This window comes from Alienimonas californiensis (assembly GCF_007743815.1).
In the GTDB taxonomy this organism is placed as follows: Bacteria; Planctomycetota; Planctomycetia; order Planctomycetales; family Planctomycetaceae; genus Alienimonas; species Alienimonas californiensis.
Genome location: NZ_CP036265.1, coordinates 335,180 through 350,839 on the forward strand (window position 1 = coordinate 335,180; position 15,660 = coordinate 350,839).

A 15,660-nucleotide genomic window follows, 5' to 3' on the forward strand; every position below is an offset into this window, starting at 1 on the left:
ATGTCCCCCCGCATCGAGATCACCGTCACCCCCGCCGGCGAGACCTCCGTCGAAACCAAGAGCTTCGCCGGCCCGTCCTGCCGGACGGCCTCCCAGCCCTACGAGGAGGCCCTCGGCACGACGTCTTCCGAGCGGCTGACGCCGGAATACCACGCGGCCGTCCCGGTCGCCCAGTCGGTCGAGCAGCGGGCCTAACCGACTCGCCGCTCGGCCCCCGTTCTTTTCCATCCCGAACCCACACGAAGGAGACGCCCATGCCGCGTCGACCGCGGGGCCCGTCCCCGCCCGAACCTCATGAAGAACCCTCCGCGGCCCCGCCCCCCGGACTGGCCGCGAAACTGGCCGAACTGATCGCCGCCGCCTTTCCCGGCGTGCTGGTCGTCGGTCCCGAACCGGAGGAGGTCCTCCGCGATCTCGCCGGTCTCTGCCGGGAGAAGGGTTGGAACCTCGCCACGTGGACCGCCGACGGCGGCGAGGACGGCCCCGCCGACCCGCTGGCCGCCGTGAAGGCCCTGCCGGCCTCCGGCGACGGCGAGACGCCTTCGCTGCTGGCGATGGTGCACCCGCAGCGGTACCTGAACAGCCCCGAGTTATTGGCCGCGATCCGGTCGGCCCTCGCCGCGGGGAAAACCCGCCGCACCTGTCTGATCCTCGTCCAGCCGATCGGCGATTTGCCGCCGGAACTGGGCCGGGACTTCGCCGTACTGGACTGCCCGCTGCCCTCACGGGCGGAACTGGAGGCCGTGGCGCGGGGCGTGGCGACGGAGGCGGGCGAACTGCCCGACCCGCTGACGCCCGTGCTGGACGCCGCGGCGGGGCTCACCCGTTCGGAGGCGGAGAACGCCTTCGCCCTGTCGCTGGTCCGCCACGGTCGGCTCGACCCCGGGCCACTGTGGGAACTGAAGGCCAAGCAGCTTTCCTCCGGAGGGCCGCTGTCCCTGTCCCGCGGCGGCCCCGGTTTCGAGGCCCTCGGCGGGATGGAGGCCCTGAAGACGTTCTGCGGCAGCGTGTTGAGGAAGATCAGGCCCACGGCCGAGGCGAAGGGCGTGCTGCTGCTGGGCCCCGGCGGGGTCGGCAAGAGCTCCTTCGCCCGGGCCCTCGGCCGTGAGGTGGAGCGCCCGACGCTCACGCTGGATGTGGGCGGGCTGATGGGTTCGCTGGTTGGCCAAACCGAGCACCAAACGCGCCAGGCGTTGGCGACGGTCGAGGCGATGGCACCCTGCGTGCTGTTCGTGGACGAGGTGGAACGGGCGCTGGCCGGCACCTCCGGCGGCGCCCCGGACTCCGGCGTGTCGTCCCGGCTGCTCGGCACGCTGCTCTCCTGGCTGGCGGACCGGCCGCCCGGCGTGTTCGTCGTCTGCACGGCGAATGACGCCAGCAGGCTCCCCCCGGAGTTGACCCGCTCCGGCCGATTCGATGCGACCTTTTTCCTCGATCTGCCCGGTCCTGAGCAGCGGGCGGGCATCTGGGAGACGTACCGCGAGCGCTACGGCGTCGCCGCGGGCGACGCCACGCCCGCCGACGCCGGCTGGACTGGGGCGGAGATCGAATCCTGCTGCCGGCTGAGCGCCCTACTGGGCGTGAGCCTTGACGAGGCGGCGACGCACGTGGTGCCGGTTTCCGTCTCCGCGGCCGAACCGCTGGCGAAGCTGCGGCGGTGGGCGAGCGGTCGGTGCCTGGACGCCGAGGCCGGCGGCGTCTTCCGCCCCGGCGACGGAGACCCCTCCGGCGACGCCCCACGCCGCCGGACCAGCCGGCCGGCGAAGCAGAACTACTCGCTGAACTGACGCCGGCCCCGTCCGGCGCCCCTCCTTCATCACGCCCCGGCATCCCGCCGGGGCTTTTTCATTTCCCCCATCAGGAACAAGCCAATGACCCTGCTGATCAGCCCGCCCCGACGCGGGCGAACCCACACCGACGATGCCGACCTGCCCGACGCCGAGACCGACCACGGCGCCGCGGAGGTCACGGTCCTCGACGAGGAGCGGGATCACCGCGAACTGGCCCCCGCCGACCGTCTCCGCAGTGACGCCGCGGCCGTGCGGCTGCACGTCTCGTGGCCCGGCCTGCGGCGGACGCTGTCGGCCGAGCAGAAGGACGAGGCGGCGTCCCCCTTCGACGCCGAGAGCGGCTCGCTGTCGGCCTCGAAGAAGCTGCTGGACACGAAGCACCCCGCCCTGCGGGCCGCGGCGAAGGTGCGGCACGCGGCCGTGTCGCACTGGAAGTCGGCGAGCCTGCCGTACCCGGAGCCCGGCGTCCGCCTGCTGCCCCGCAGGGACCTGCCGGCCTTCGAGCGGCGGATGGGCGACCTGCAGGCGGAACTCGCCGAGGCCGCCGCGGAGGTCGACCGCTGCCGGGACGAATTGGTCTCCCGGGCCAGACGGCGGCTGGGCGACCTGTTCGACCCGGCCGACTATCCCCCGTCGCTGGCCCCGCTGTTCGGCCTGTCGTGGGACCTGCCCGCGGTGGAGCCCCCCGACTACCTGCGACGTCTCTCCCCGAGGCTGTATCAGGTCGAGTGCGACCGGGTGCGGCAGCGGTTCGAACAGGCCGTGGAACTAGCCGAGCAGGCGTTCGCAGCCGAACTTGCCGGGTTGGTGGAACACCTTCGCGAACGCCTGACGGGCGGCGAAAACGGCGGCCCCAGAGTGTTCCGGGACTCGGCGGTGGAGAACCTGACTGAGTTCTTCACACGGTTCCGCCGGCTGAACGTGAGCAGCAGCCCCGATCTCGACGCCGTCGTCGCCGAAGCGGAGGGGCTGCTGCGGGGCGTGGATCCCGTCGACCTACGGGCGAACACCGGCGTCGGCTGGCTCCAGGACCGCGTGAAGGAGGGCCTGGCCGGCGTCGCCGAGGCCCTCGACCCGCTCGTCGTCGACGCTCCGCGGCGCCGCGTGCTGCGGTCGCCCCGATGAGCGGCGTCGTCCAAGAGCTGTTCGTCGGCCCTGACGGCGTCGCCCGCGGGCTGTACGGCGAACTGATCGACGCCGGCGCCCTCGGCGCCGCCTCCGTCGTCCGGGCCAGCCACGTCGAACCCGCTGATGGCTGCTGGACCGCGGACCTCTCCCCGGTCGGCGGGCCGGTTCTGGGTCCGTTCTCCCTGCGGAGCGAGGCCCTGACCGCGGAGGCCGACTGGCTGACCCGCCACCGATTGACCCCGCCGGGCTGATCGCCCGGCTCTTCCACCGTCTTCCCCCCCGAGCGGCGGGCCGGCTCCATGCCGGCTCGCCGCTTTCTCTTTTCCACTTCACGAATAGGAGTTTTCGAAGATGCCCCAGCACGAACTGAACCGCCGCATCGCCGCCGTCACCGGCGAGCGCGTCGCGGACATCGCCCGGATGGGCTTCCAGATCGACGGCCCGCCGTCGTTCGCCCACTTCGACGACGACCTCGGCCCCATCGACTGGGACGAGCAGCAGGCTCGCCGCCGCACCGACATGTCCCGCTGCGGACGCGGCAAGGTCGCCTTCCACTGAGCCGAAAGCCGCGGCGCCCACGACCGGCGGCGGGCTGATCCCCGCCGCCGGCCTTTTCTTTCATCCACGACCCCCGCACACGAGAGGGCCCCATGCCCCCGATCATCCTGCCCCGGCGGACGCTGCACGGCTTCCGCACCGTCCTGAAGAAGCACCTGAACCTGAAGGGCCGGGAGGCCGGCCCGCCGATTCGCCTCCACGCCGCCGAGGAGGGCGGAACCCGCCTCACCGCGATCGCCCCCGACGGCCGGGGCGTCAGCCTCGGCGTTCCCGGCGACCGGCCGCCGGCGGACCTCGTCCTGCCGTTCGAGCTGCTGGCCGAGGCCGGCGCCGCGAAGGCCGGCGACGTCTCCCTCGCCGAAGCCGACGGCGGGGCCGCCGTCGTCGCCCACTGGGACGAGAAGGGCGTGCCCCGGTCCGCCCGCGGCGCCAGCGAGAACGCCGACCGCGATCGGGCGATCCAGTTCGCCCCGCCGGCCGTGGAGGCGTTCCACGACCCCGGCCCCGGCTTCGCCGCGACTCTGCGGCAGGCCTGCTCCGTCACCGACGCGGAGTCGACCCGCTACGCCCTGGGCTGCGTCCGGATGGACCCGCACGGCGGCCGGGTGGAGGCGACGGACAGCCACCATCTACTCATCGCTCGGGGCTTCTCGTTCCCGTGGGAGGAGCCCGTCCTGCTGCCGGCCCCGCACGCCCTGGGATGCTCTCAGTTGAAGGGCGTCGACGTGCGGACGGCGAGAGTGACGGACGGGCCGAAGGTCGCGCTGGTCGTCCTCTCCGCCGGCGACTGGACGCTGTGGACGCCGGAGGCCCGCGACGCCCGGTTCCCGGAGCTGGACCGCGTCGTGCCCGGCGGCGAGGGGAAGGCCGCCGTCCGCCTCTCCGAAGCCGACGCGGCGTTCCTCGCCGACCGGCTGGACCGCCTTCCGGCCGCCGGCGACCACCGCAGACCCGTCACGCTGGAGGTGCGGGACGGCTTGTTCCTCGTCCGGGCCGCCGAGGAGGGCGGGACGCCGGTGGAGTTGGCGACGGCCTTCTCGGAGGCCACGGGCGCCGCGGTCGCCGTGGCGGACCGGCGGTTCCTGGCCCGGGCCCTCGCCGCCGGCTGCGTCCGGGTCGTCTTGTATGGGCCGGAGGAGCCGGTCCGCTGCGACACGCCGGACGAGGGCGGCACGACCGTCGTCTTCGCCACCCTCGCCGGCGACGCCGTACCCACTGAAGGGGCCGTCCGCCTTGCCGCCGAGGCGGCGTCCCCCGCGTCCGCCGCCCCGGCTCCGGCGACGGTCCCGTTCCGCTCCCCGAAGCCCGCTCCCGCCGTGTCCCGTCCCACACCTGACGCCGCCGCCGACCCCGAGGACCTCCTCGATCGGGCCGCGGCTCTCACCGCGACTCTCTCGGAGGCCGCCCAGCAGGCCCGGTCCCTCGCGGCGGACCTGCGGAAGCTGAAGAGGCGGGACCGGGCCGTCGCCAGCGCCCTCGACGGCCTCAAGCGGCTCGGCGGCCTCGCCGCCTGACCGCCCGGTCCGTCCCCTCTCCCTCACCCACAGGAGGTGTCTCATGTTGAAGCTGAACTGCGGCCTGAGTCGCAAGGTCGGGCAGCCGGACTACGGCAGCCGCGGGGCGCAGGTCCACCTGGAGGTGGAGCTGAGCGCCGAGCTGCTGAAGGACCCCGAGAAACTCCGCCGGCAGATCCGCGGGTGCTTCGGCGTCGTCCGCCGGGCCGTCGACGCCGAGCTGGGCGTCGCCGATGACGAGAGCGGCGAACCCGCCCGCCTCGCCGAACCCCCGCCGGACCGGCGGCCGCCGTCCGACCCGCCGAGCACGGACAAGCAGGTGCGGGCCCTGCACGCCTTCGCCCGGCGGGCGGGGGCGGATCTGGCCGCCGAACTGCGGCGCCTCGGCGTGACCGACGCCGCCGAGCTCTCCCGCCGCCAAGCCAGCGGCCTGATCGACGGCCTCAAGGAGCGGGCCGGCGACCGCCGCTGACCCGCTTGGCACTCTCCCTCCGATCCCCGGCGGCCGGCCCCGGCGGGGGCGGCCGCGGTCGACATGCCCCCCGCCGCTCCTGCTTCCCGTTCCCGATTCCCCGTTCCCCGACGACTCGAAAGATCCCCATGGCCCCGTTCGCTTCCCCGTCCCTCGACCGCCCCGCCGTCGGCCTGCTGCTCGCGGTCCTCCGCCCCGCCGCCCGCGTGGCCTGCCGCTCCATGATCGCGCTGACCGCTGTGGGCTTGGCGACCGGTCCCCTCGGCCGCGGCCTCCGCCGCGGCCGGTGACGTTCCCGCCGCCGGCTCACGCCGGCGGCCGGCCCCCCCGCGTGTGCGGGGGGATTTTTTTAGGTTGCGGCTGCAATCAGAGGACTCAGGTCATGCCGTCGCCGACCGTTCAAACCGACAGATTGTTGAGGAGCCGCCCGTCGCCCCCTCGTATGGGGCGGTCCGCGGCGGCGACTGAACCGCGCTGGACCCGGCTTCGGTGCGAGATCGGCGTTTCGCACGGCGAATGAGCCTCTCTCCGCTGGTTCAGAGTCCCAGTGCGCGCGAACATGGAACGGTGGGAGCGCGCCCAAATCCAGACGCGCCGGGACGGGGCGTTCGACCGTTTGGCGTCCGCCAGATCCGCCGCGCCGGCGGGGTGGGCATGCGGAGCCGCCCCGGAGCCGACCGCGTCACGCCGGCGGGACGGCAGGTCCGAAACTTTCGGACGTCTCCCCGTCACTCCCTCACGCTCACGCAAATGAGCGACGGTGCTCGACCTCGCCGGAGGGCGCGACTCCCCCGCGCCCTCCGCGGGGCGGTCCGGCCATCAGTCCCGCACGGTCCGCGGCGGCGTCGTGCAGACGGCACCAGGAAGGGGCTTTGGTGCGCTGATCGGCAGTTGAGCGGCGAACGAGCCTCTCTCGGCTGGGACAGATCCCGAGGGCGCGCGAACATGGAATGGTGGGAGCGCGCCCAAATCCAGACGCGCCGGCGTGTGTACCCGATTCCCAAAGGCCCCCAGATCTTGTGCTCCACGGAGAGGACCTCCCGCGCGGCTGGAGGCTGGGGCCGCCGGCCCCACGGCGGCCGCGCGACTCTCGTACTTCGGGACGGCCGCGGGCGGGGGACGCCGGCGGGTCGATCCTCCGCCCCGGAATGCCGTGATGGATGTTCAATCTGCAGAGCCCGGTTCGGACCCGGACCGCCTCCGGGGCCGCGAGCTCGACGCCGTCGCCGCCCGAATCGGGCCGCGGTTTCTCCGCCGCGATCTGCGGGGTCGGGCGGGGGCGTACCTGCGGGCCCTGGCCCTCGGCGGGGGAGGCGCAGGGCGGGGCGGCGTGCGGGCGTTGGCCGCGGCGGCGGGCGAGGCGACGCCGGCGGGTTTTCGGCACCTGCTCGACCGGGCGCGGTGGGACGCCGACGCCCTCCGCGACGACCTGCGGGAGTACGTCGTGGAGCGGCTGGCCGATCCCGCCGGCGAGGCCACGCTGATCGCGGGGGAGGTCCGGTTCCCGAAGCGGGGGATCAAGTCGGCCGGGGCCACGCGGCGGCGGTCGCCGACGACCGGGCGGGTCGAAACCTGCCAGACCGCCGTGTTCCTGGCGTATCGCACGGCCCGCGGCTGCGCCCTGATCGACCGGGCCCTTTGCCTGCCGGAGGAGTGGGCGACGGACCCCGCCCGCCGCGTCGCGGTCGGGGCGCCGGACACACGGATCTACGCCCGGATCGGCGTCCTCGCCCCGGCGGACTCGTCGGCGCTCGCGCGGACGATGATTCGCCGGGCCCTGCAGGCCGGCGTGCCCTGCGACCGCGTCGCCGCGGACGAGCCCTGCGGCCGAAATCTCTGGAACTTCGCGAGCGGCCGGGGACTGGGCCACGTCGTCGCCGTGCCGAGGACGCAGAAGCTGTTCGCGCCGGACTTCGCGACGACCACGGCGGAAGACCACTTGGAGACGGCGGAGGCCGGCGGCGGCGTGGGCTGGGAATCGTTCCCGGAGACCTCAGGGGACGGCCGCCCCGTCCGCTGGGCGGCCTTGCGGTATGGCCGGTCTTCGCAGGTGGTCGGAAAGCCGCCGAAGCGGCACGGGCTGCTGGTCCGCGAGGACGCCGAGCCGGGGGCAGAGACCGCGAGGCGGTCCTACTTCCTGACCCGCCCGCCGGAGGACGCGTCGCTGCGGACGCTGGTCGAGGCCGCCGGGGGACTCGACGCGTTCCGGAGGACGGTGGCGGGAGCCCGGAGGGAGGCGGGGCTGGACGCCTACGAGGTCCGCAGTGGGGACGGCTGGCACCGCCACGTAACGCTGTCGATGCTCGCCCACGCCGCGCTGACAGTCGCCCGCGTCGCGCCCGAGGCCCCTCCGCCCGATCGCGTACTCCGGTGAGGCCGGCGTCGCCCCTCGCCGAGCCGTGGAGGACTGCCGGCCGCGGCGCATGCCTCCTCGACGGCGCGGATCGGCTCGTCGGCGACGGAGCGATCGCGCACGCCGCGACAGATCCCTCCTCGACTTCGACTTGCGAAAGTTCGGATTCCCTCGGGCTCGGGCCGAGGCCCCGCTCGCATCGATAGGAGCCCGCCGCGCGAAGCCCGGGGTTCCGTTCCGCACAGGCCGGATGCCGCCGATGCGCCCGCGACGGTTGGGCGCTCGCACCGGTCCGCCTGCGCCCGACCCGCCGCGGGCCCTCAGGCGGTCGCCGAATGTCCGCCCGTTCGGGAACGGCTCCACCTCGCAGAACCGTGCCAGGGGGCTTGGGCGACGGCGGTCGTCGTCGTGCATGACGTGGGCTTCCCGTCGTCCTCCCGTCCCTGAAGAGCACGGTCGGCGAGACCGCGGCGAAGCGATCTCGGCCGGCCCGCGGGCCGCCGGCGTACCGGCGGAGCAGGCCGGCCACGCCCCCGGTCAGGGCGGCGGTTCCTTCCCGGTGGGGAACTGGTGTCCGGTCGTCCCGACCGCCTATACTCAGCGTGCGGAGCGGCAGTTCGGTCCGCGGGCAGCTGTGTTTCCGGGACGCGTCGGGCCGGACCGCGACGCCGTCAGAACCTCGACCGCGTCCCGCCACGCCGATCCCCCATGAGCCAATCCGGTTCTAGTCGACTGCCGGCCCTGTTGGCCCGGCACGAAGACGAACTCCTTGCGGACTGGGTCGCGGAGCAAACCGCTCCCGGCGCGCCCGGTGCCAAGCGGGTCCGCGAGGCGGAACTGCGAGAGCAGTGCCGCGAGTTCTTGCGCCTGGTCCGCGAGGCCGCCCAGTCCGAGGGCGCGCAGAGGTTGAAGGGGACGCCGTGGGACAAGGTCCGGGCGATGCTGAACGACCTGGCCCGCTCCCGCGGCACGCAGGGCGCCAGCCCCTCGGAGACGGCGACCTTCATTTTCTCCCTGAAAAGGCCGCTGTTCTCGAAGCTGCGGGCGGAGTTGGGCGGCGACGCCGGGGCGTTCGCGGAGGCGACCTGGACCGCCACGGAAATGCTGGACGAACTGGGCCTCTACACCACCGAGGTCCACCAGCAGGCCCGGGAGGACGTGATCAACCGCCAGCAGCAGGAGATGTTGGAGCTGTCCACGCCGGTCGTGAAGCTGTGGGACGGCATCCTCGCCCTGCCGCTGATCGGGACGCTGGACAGCGCCCGCACCCAGGTGGCGATGGAGTCGCTGCTCCAGGCCCTGGTCGATACGGGGTCGAGCGTCGCCATCGTCGACATCACCGGCGTGCCGACGGTCGATACGCTCACGGCCCAGCACTTGCTCAAGACCGTCACGGCGGCCCGCCTGATGGGCGCGGATTGCCTGATCAGCGGCATTCGGCCGCAGATCGCCCAGACGATCGTGCACCTCGGGCTGGACCTCGGGCAGGTGACCACGAAATCCACCATGGCCGACGCCTTCAAGCTGGCCCTGAAGAAAACCGGGGCCTCCATCGACCGCCCCGCCGGCCGTTCCTGACGCCCCCCAAACGCCTTTCGACGAGGCACGACGCTGTGGACCGCATCCCGATCCTCCGCATGGGGCCGTACCTGTTGGTCACGGTCCAGGTGGACATGCACGACCGGCTGGCGATGGCGTTGCAGGACGACCTCACCACGCAGATCGATCGCACCGGGGCGAGCGGCGTGCTGATCGACATTTCGTCCCTGGACATGGTGGATTCGTTCATCGGCCGCATGCTCTCGGACATTGCCGCGATGGGCCGCGTCCTGGACGCGGAGACCGTGGTCGTCGGCATGCGACCGGCCGTGGCGATCACGCTGGTCGAGTTGGGCCTGTCCCTGGAAGGAATTCGGACGGCGTTGAACGTCGAGCGCGGCATGGAGATCCTGCGAGCCGGCACGGACGCCGCCCGCGACGCTGACAGGGAGTTCGTCGATCGTGACCGTGACGCAGACTGACGAACGCGCCGTCCAGTCGCAGAACGACGTCGTCCTCATCCGCCAAATCGTGCGGGAGTGGGCGCGGGAGGTCGGTTTTGGACTCGTGGATCAGACGAAGATCATCACCGCCGCCAGCGAACTGGCCCGCAACGCGGTGCTGCACGGCGGCGGCGGGGTCGTGCGGCTGGAGTCGCTGGAGAAAGGCGCCCCCGGCGGACCGGTTCGCCGCGGCCTGCGGCTGACGTTCGAGGACGAGGGTCCCGGCATTCCGGACGTGGAGCAGGCCCTGACCGACGGCTACACTTCCGGCGGCGGCATGGGGTTGGGGCTCGGCGGATCGCGGCGGCTGGTCAACGAGTTCGAGATCCAGTCCACGGTGGGCGAAGGCACGCGGATCATCGTCACGAGATGGAAATGAACCCGCCGAACCCGTCGCCGCCGGAGGCCCCCGCGACCGTGTCGCGCGCGTTCGCGATCGGCGACAGCAGCGGCCCCGGGGAGGCCCGGCGGGCGGCGGTGGCGCTGGCGGGGCGGCTGGGGTTTGCCGAGACCGAACGCGGCGAGATCGCCCTGATCGTGACCGAGGCCGCCACCAACCTCACCCGCCACGCGGGCGGCGGCACGCTGATCCTCCGCCCCTTCCCGCCCGGCGGACTGCACGACGCGGAGTCCGGTTTGGAGATCCTCGTCCTGGACCGGGGCGCCGGCATGCCGGACGTCGACCGTTGCCGCGTCGACGGCTACTCGACCGTCGGCGGCGCGGGGAAGGGACTCGGCGCGATCGCCCGGCTCGCCGATCGGTTGGAAATCCATTCCGACCCCGGACGGGGCACGGCGCTGTTGGCGCGGGTCTATCTCGGCCCGCCGCCGCCCGCCTCGGGCGCGGGGGCGGAGACCGTGCAGGTTGGGGCGGTGCACCTGCCGATGCCGGGCGAAACGGTGTGCGGCGACGCTTGGGCGGTGGACGAGCGGCCGGACCGCCGCCGCCTGCTGGTCGCCGACGGCCTCGGGCACGGGCAGTTCGCCGCGGAGGCCTCCGGCGAAGCGGTGCGGGTCTTCCGGGAGCGGGCCGACCTGCCGCTCGAAGACCTCGTCCACGCCCTGCACGCGGCCCTCCGCGGCACCCGCGGGGCGGCGTTGGCGATCGCGGAGCAGGATCTCTCCCGCGACGCCGGCCCCGGCGAGCCGGGGGAATTGCGGTACGTCGGCGTGGGCAACGTCAGTGGACAGCTGTTCGACCCCGCCGACGGGTCCGGTCGCAGCCTCCTCTCGCACAACGGCACGGTCGGGGCGAAGTTGCTTCGGGTTCAGCGGGTCGTCCTGCCCTGGCCGGCGGGCGGACTGTTGGTGATGCACTCCGACGGCCTCGCCACCGGCTGGAGGCTGGCGGACCATCGCGGCCTGGTGACGCGCCATCCGGGGCTGATCGCGGGTCTGCTGTACCGCGACTTCGTCCGCGGCCGGGACGACGCCACCGTCGTCGCCCTCCGCCCGCACGCCGGGGAGCCGGACCGGTGACCGACCCGTTGCTCACGCTCCCGGTGGCCCGGGGCGAAGACGTGGTGCTGGCCCGTCAGCGGGCGCGGGAGGTCGCCGCGTTGGCCGGGTTCGAGCCGCAGGATCAGACCCGCGTGGCCACCGCCGTCTCCGAGATCGCCCGCACCGCGCTGCTGAACGCGGGCGGCGGGGAGATCGCCTTCGCCATCGAGCCCTCCGCGGGGGGAGCGAACGATCGCCCGCTCCTGACGGCCCGCGTGCGGCAGACCGGGCCGGGCCGGGAGACGCTGGCGGGGCTGTTGGACGGCGGCGGGTCCGGCCCGGTCGCCGCCCGCCGATTGATGGACGTCTTCCGAATCGAACCGGACGGCGGGACCGGCGCCGCCGTCCTCATGGCGAAACGCCTGCCGCGCGCCGCCCCGCCGCCGACCGCCGCCCGTCTGGCGGAGATTGCCGCCGAACTGGCCCGTGCCGCCCCGGCCGACCCGCTCGCCGAGTTGCAGCGGCAGAACGGCGAACTGCTCGACGCCCTCGCCGAACTGCGGGAGCGACAGGCCGAGTTGGCCAGCCTGAACGCCGAACTGGAGGAGACGAACCGCGGCGTCGTCGCCCTGTACGCGGAACTGGACGAGAAGGCGGTCTTCCTGAAACGGGCGTCCGACCTCAAGAGCCGCTTCCTCTCCCACATGAGCCACGAGTTCCGCTCCCCGCTCAACTCGATCCTCAGCTTGGTCCGCATCCTGCTGGACCGCGGCGACGGCGACCTGACCGACGAGCAGGACAAGCAGGTCGGGTTCATCCGGCAGTCGGCTGAGGGATTGCTCGCGCTGGTCAACGACCTGCTCGATCTCGCTACGGTGGAGGCCGGCAAAACGGTCGTGCGACCGACGCAAGTCGTCGTGGAGGATCTGTTCGGTACGCTGCGGGGGATGTTCCGCCCGCTGCTGACCCGCGACGCCGGGGGGCGCTCCGCCGTCGCCCTGCACTTCGACGATCCGCCCGCCCTGCCCGCCCTGTACACCGACGAAGGCAAACTGGCCCAGATCTTGCGGAACTTCCTCTCCAACTCGCTGAAGTTCACCGACCGCGGCGAGGTCCGGGTCTCCGCGGCGGCGGCGCCGGGCGACGCCGTCACTTTCACCGTGGCGGACACCGGCGCGGGCATCGCCGACGTCGAACTGGAACGCATCTTCGAGGAGTTCGCCCAGATCGAGAGCCCCACCCAAACCCGGATCCGCGGGACCGGGCTGGGGCTGCCGCTCTCCCGCAGGCTGGCGGAACTGCTGGGCGGAACGATCGCCGTCCGCAGCGCGCCGGCGGAAGGATCGGCGTTCTCCGTCACGATCCCGTGCGTCTACCGCGCGGCGGACGGCGGCGGGACCGACGCCGGGGGAACCGCCGGCGCCCGCCCACGCGACCCGAACCGCGCCACCGTGCTGGTGATCGAGGACGACCCCGCCACGCGATACCTGTACGAGAAGCACCTGGAGGGGTCGGGGTTCGAGGCGGTCGGGGCGGGCACGGCGGCGGAGGCCCGCGGGGCGCTCCGGGAGTTCCGCCCCGCCGCGATTCTGCTGGACATCGTCTTGGAGGCCGAAAGCGGCTGGGCGCTGCTGGAAGACCTCAAGCGGGAGGTCGTCACGCGGCACATCCCCGTGCTGGTCCTCACCGTGGTGGACGACCGGCAGCGGGCGTTCACGCTGGGGGCCGACGACTTCCGTCTCAAACCGATCGAGCGGGAATGGCTGCTCGCACGCCTGACCGCCCTCGCCGGCCCCGGCCGGTCCGGGAGGGCGCTGGTGATCGACGACGACGACGCCGCCCGCTACGTGCTCCGCGGACTCCTGGAAGGCGCCGGCTGGCGCGTCGCCGAGGCCGACCGCGGCGAGCCGGGCCTGCGAAAGGCCCGCGAGGACCGGCCGGACGTGGCGTTCCTCGACCTCGTCATGCCGGACCTCACGGGATTCCAAGTGCTTGATCGCCTCCGCGCCGACGAGGCGACCCGCGACCTGCCGGTCGTCATCTGCACCTCGAAGGAACTGACCGCGGGGGAACGCGCGCGGCTGGCGGAGAGCTCTTCGGCGATCCTGACCAAAAATCCCCTGTCCCGCGACGCGGCCCTCGTCCGGCTCCGCGAAGCGCTCGAAGCGGCCGGGGTGGGCGGTTCGCGTTCGGCCCCGCCGTCGACGCCGCACGCCGCGGGCGGGTTCTCGGGGGTGACGGCGCCGTGAGCGACCCCACCACGGACTCTCTGCCCGCCAGCCCCGGCCGGTCCGCGATGACCGACGCCCCCGCGGCGGCGCGCCTCCTGGTCGTCGACGACGACGAGCCGAAGCGGTACACGATCGTCCATACGCTCCGCCGCGCCGGCTACGACGTCCGCGAGGCCGCGACCGGCGCCGACGCGCTGCGGCTGGCGGGGGGCGGGTCGACGGAGCCCCCCCCGGACGGCCCGCCGGACCTCGTCGTCCTCGATGTCCAACTGCCCGATTTCAGCGGGCTGGAGGTCTGCCGCCGGCTCAAAGCGAACCCGGCGACGGCCCGGATCCCGGTGCTGCACCTCTCGACGGTGTACGTCGAAAGCGGCGACCGCACCCGCGGGCTGGAGGGCGGGGCCGACGGCTACCTGAACCAGTCCGCCGAGCCGGAGGAGGTGCTCGCCACCGTCCGCGCCCTGCTGCGGGTGCGGCGGGCCGAAGAGGCCGCCCGCCGCGCCGCCCGCGGGTGGCGGGCGACGTTCGACGCCATCCGCGACGGCATCTGTCTGCTGGACGCCGACGGCGTGATCCGCCGCTGCAACGCCGCCCTGGCGCCGATGCTGGGGAGGACCGGGGACGAACTCCTCGGACGCCCGCTCTCCGACGTCCTGCCCGCCGCCGAAAACGAAGAGGCCGCCGGCGGCGAGCCGGTCGAGCTGCGCTGCGGGGAGCGCTGGCTACGGGTCGTGGTGGACCCGATCCCCGGCGAGTCGGACGGCGTGACGGACGGGACGGTGTGCGTCGTGTCCGATGTGACGGAGCGGCACGCGATGGTCGCCCAACTGCGGGAGCGGACCGACGCCCTCACCGAGGAGCACCTTCGCAAGGACGAGTTCCTGGCGATGCTGGCCCACGAACTCCGCAACCCTCTCAGCCCCATCAAGAACGCCGCCCTGCTGCTGGGCGGTTTGGACGGGGAAGGGAGCGAACCCGAACCGTCCGCCCGGCGAGAGGCGTGCGAGATTCTCGGCCGGCAGGTCGACCACCTCTCCCGGCTGGTGGACGATCTGTTGGACGTCTCCCGCATCGTCCGCGGCCGAATCGAACTCCGCCGCGAGCCGATCGACCTTCGCGTCTGCGTTCACACCGCCGTCGAGGCGGTCCGTCCGCTCATCCGAGAGCAAAACCACGACCTGTCCCTCACCTTGCCGGACGACCCGGTCTGGGTGAACGGGGACGCGGTCCGGCTGGCGCAGATCCTCTCGAACCTGCTCACCAACGCCGCGAAGTACATGGTTCCCGGCGGGGCCGTCCGCGTTCGGGCGGAGCGTGAGACGGACGGGGAGGGCGGCGGGACGGTGGCCGTCGTCGTGGAGGACGACGGACTGGGGATCGCCGCCGACGTGTTGCCGCACGTCTTCGTTCTGTTCGCGCAGGGGGAGACGAGCATCGAACGGGCGCGGGGCGGGTTGGGGATCGGGCTGACGCTGGTGAAGCGGCTGGCGACGATGCACGGCGGGACGGTCGTCGCAGACAGCCCCGGCCCCGGCCGCGGCAGCACGTTTACCCTGCGCCTGCCGACCCTCGCCGCGGGGCCGGCGGACGCGGAGCCGCGGACGACCGGGGCGACCGCAGCCCCCGCCGTCGAGCCCGGCCGGTCGCTGAAGGTGTTGGTGGTCGAAGACAGCCGCCCGGCGGCCCTCATGATGACCCGGCTGATCGAGCGGTTCTGGGGCCACGAGGTCCGTGTGGCCGCCGACGGCGCGGCGGGTTTGGCGGCGGCGGCGGCGTTCGGTCCGGACCTCGTGCTGTGCGACATCGGCCTGCCCGGCATCAGCGGCTACGAAGTCGCGGAGCGGCTGCGGGCGGACGACGCCACCGCCGACGTCCTGCTCGTCGCCCTCACCGGCTACGGCGCGGTGGAGGACCGCCGCAAGTCCGCCGCCGCCGGCTTCGACGCCCACCTCGTCAAGCCGGCCGGCGTGGAAGAACTCAAAGCCCTGTTCACCCACGAGAAACTCGCACCGACCTGACCCGCGAGAACGAGGGCGGCGGCCGGGCTCATCGCGGGGCGGGCGAATACGGCGGGCCGCCGCTGCGGCGGCCGGGGAAAGATCTGCGAGAGTTTCTCCGACAGTCGCTCCCCC

The 15,660-nt window shown here is 73.4% G+C and carries 15 protein-coding genes; all 15 read left to right on the forward strand.

Annotated features, from left to right (window positions below; genetic code table 11):
- Positions 1 to 195: a DUF2997 domain-containing protein gene (locus CA12_RS01365; RefSeq protein WP_145356862.1), complete on the forward strand. Its 195-nt coding sequence runs from the start codon at positions 1 to 3 to the stop codon at positions 193 to 195.
- Positions 196 to 254: 59 nt separating this feature from the next.
- Positions 255 to 1,787, forward strand: a complete 1,533-nt coding sequence (locus CA12_RS01370) for an ATP-binding protein (protein ID WP_145356864.1) — start codon at positions 255 to 257, stop codon at positions 1,785 to 1,787.
- 84 nt (positions 1,788 to 1,871) lie between these two features.
- The gene (locus tag CA12_RS01375; RefSeq protein WP_242688097.1) at positions 1,872 to 2,915 is read left to right on the forward strand and encodes a hypothetical protein; all 1,044 of its coding nucleotides are present in this window, start codon (positions 1,872 to 1,874) and stop codon (positions 2,913 to 2,915) included.
- Positions 2,912 to 3,169: a hypothetical protein gene (locus tag CA12_RS01380; protein ID WP_145356866.1), complete on the forward strand. Its 258-nt coding sequence runs from the start codon at positions 2,912 to 2,914 to the stop codon at positions 3,167 to 3,169. Before CA12_RS01375 ends, CA12_RS01380 begins: the two co-directional genes overlap by 4 nt.
- Before the next feature lie 100 nt (positions 3,170 to 3,269).
- A complete protein-coding gene (locus CA12_RS01385) occupies positions 3,270 to 3,476 on the forward strand; it encodes a hypothetical protein (protein WP_145356868.1) in 207 nt (68 codons plus the stop codon).
- A gap of 92 nt (positions 3,477 to 3,568) precedes the next feature.
- Entirely contained in the window at positions 3,569 to 4,990 is a 1,422-nt protein-coding gene (locus CA12_RS01390) for a hypothetical protein (protein WP_145356870.1), read from the forward strand.
- Positions 4,991 to 5,033: 43 nt separating this feature from the next.
- Entirely contained in the window at positions 5,034 to 5,462 is a 429-nt protein-coding gene (locus CA12_RS01395; protein WP_145356872.1) for a hypothetical protein, read from the forward strand.
- A gap of 128 nt (positions 5,463 to 5,590) precedes the next feature.
- A complete protein-coding gene (locus tag CA12_RS21760; protein WP_165700489.1) occupies positions 5,591 to 5,752 on the forward strand; it encodes a hypothetical protein in 162 nt (53 codons plus the stop codon).
- A gap of 866 nt (positions 5,753 to 6,618) precedes the next feature.
- Positions 6,619 to 7,836 (forward strand): IS701 family transposase, encoded by a 1,218-nt coding sequence (locus CA12_RS01400; RefSeq protein ID WP_145356874.1) that lies wholly within the window; start codon positions 6,619 to 6,621, stop codon positions 7,834 to 7,836.
- A 687-nt stretch (positions 7,837 to 8,523) separates the two neighbouring features.
- The gene (locus CA12_RS01405; RefSeq protein WP_145356876.1) at positions 8,524 to 9,393 is read left to right on the forward strand and encodes an STAS domain-containing protein; all 870 of its coding nucleotides are present in this window, start codon (positions 8,524 to 8,526) and stop codon (positions 9,391 to 9,393) included.
- Between the two features lie 35 nt (positions 9,394 to 9,428).
- Complete coding sequence (locus CA12_RS01410) at positions 9,429 to 9,836, forward strand: STAS domain-containing protein (RefSeq protein ID WP_207622099.1); 408 nt, start codon at positions 9,429 to 9,431, stop codon at positions 9,834 to 9,836.
- Positions 9,817 to 10,236: an anti-sigma regulatory factor gene (locus CA12_RS01415; protein ID WP_390614128.1), complete on the forward strand. Its 420-nt coding sequence runs from the start codon at positions 9,817 to 9,819 to the stop codon at positions 10,234 to 10,236. Before CA12_RS01410 ends, CA12_RS01415 begins: the two co-directional genes overlap by 20 nt.
- Positions 10,237 to 10,274: 38 nt before the next feature.
- Positions 10,275 to 11,336: an ATP-binding SpoIIE family protein phosphatase gene (locus CA12_RS01420; protein ID WP_207622100.1), complete on the forward strand. Its 1,062-nt coding sequence runs from the start codon at positions 10,275 to 10,277 to the stop codon at positions 11,334 to 11,336.
- The gene (locus CA12_RS01425) at positions 11,333 to 13,546 is read left to right on the forward strand and encodes a response regulator (RefSeq protein ID WP_145356882.1); all 2,214 of its coding nucleotides are present in this window, start codon (positions 11,333 to 11,335) and stop codon (positions 13,544 to 13,546) included. Before CA12_RS01420 ends, CA12_RS01425 begins: the two co-directional genes overlap by 4 nt.
- Entirely contained in the window at positions 13,543 to 15,546 is a 2,004-nt protein-coding gene (locus CA12_RS01430; protein ID WP_207622101.1) for a hybrid sensor histidine kinase/response regulator, read from the forward strand. Before CA12_RS01425 ends, CA12_RS01430 begins: the two co-directional genes overlap by 4 nt.
- The last annotated feature ends 114 nt before the right edge of the window (positions 15,547 to 15,660 follow it).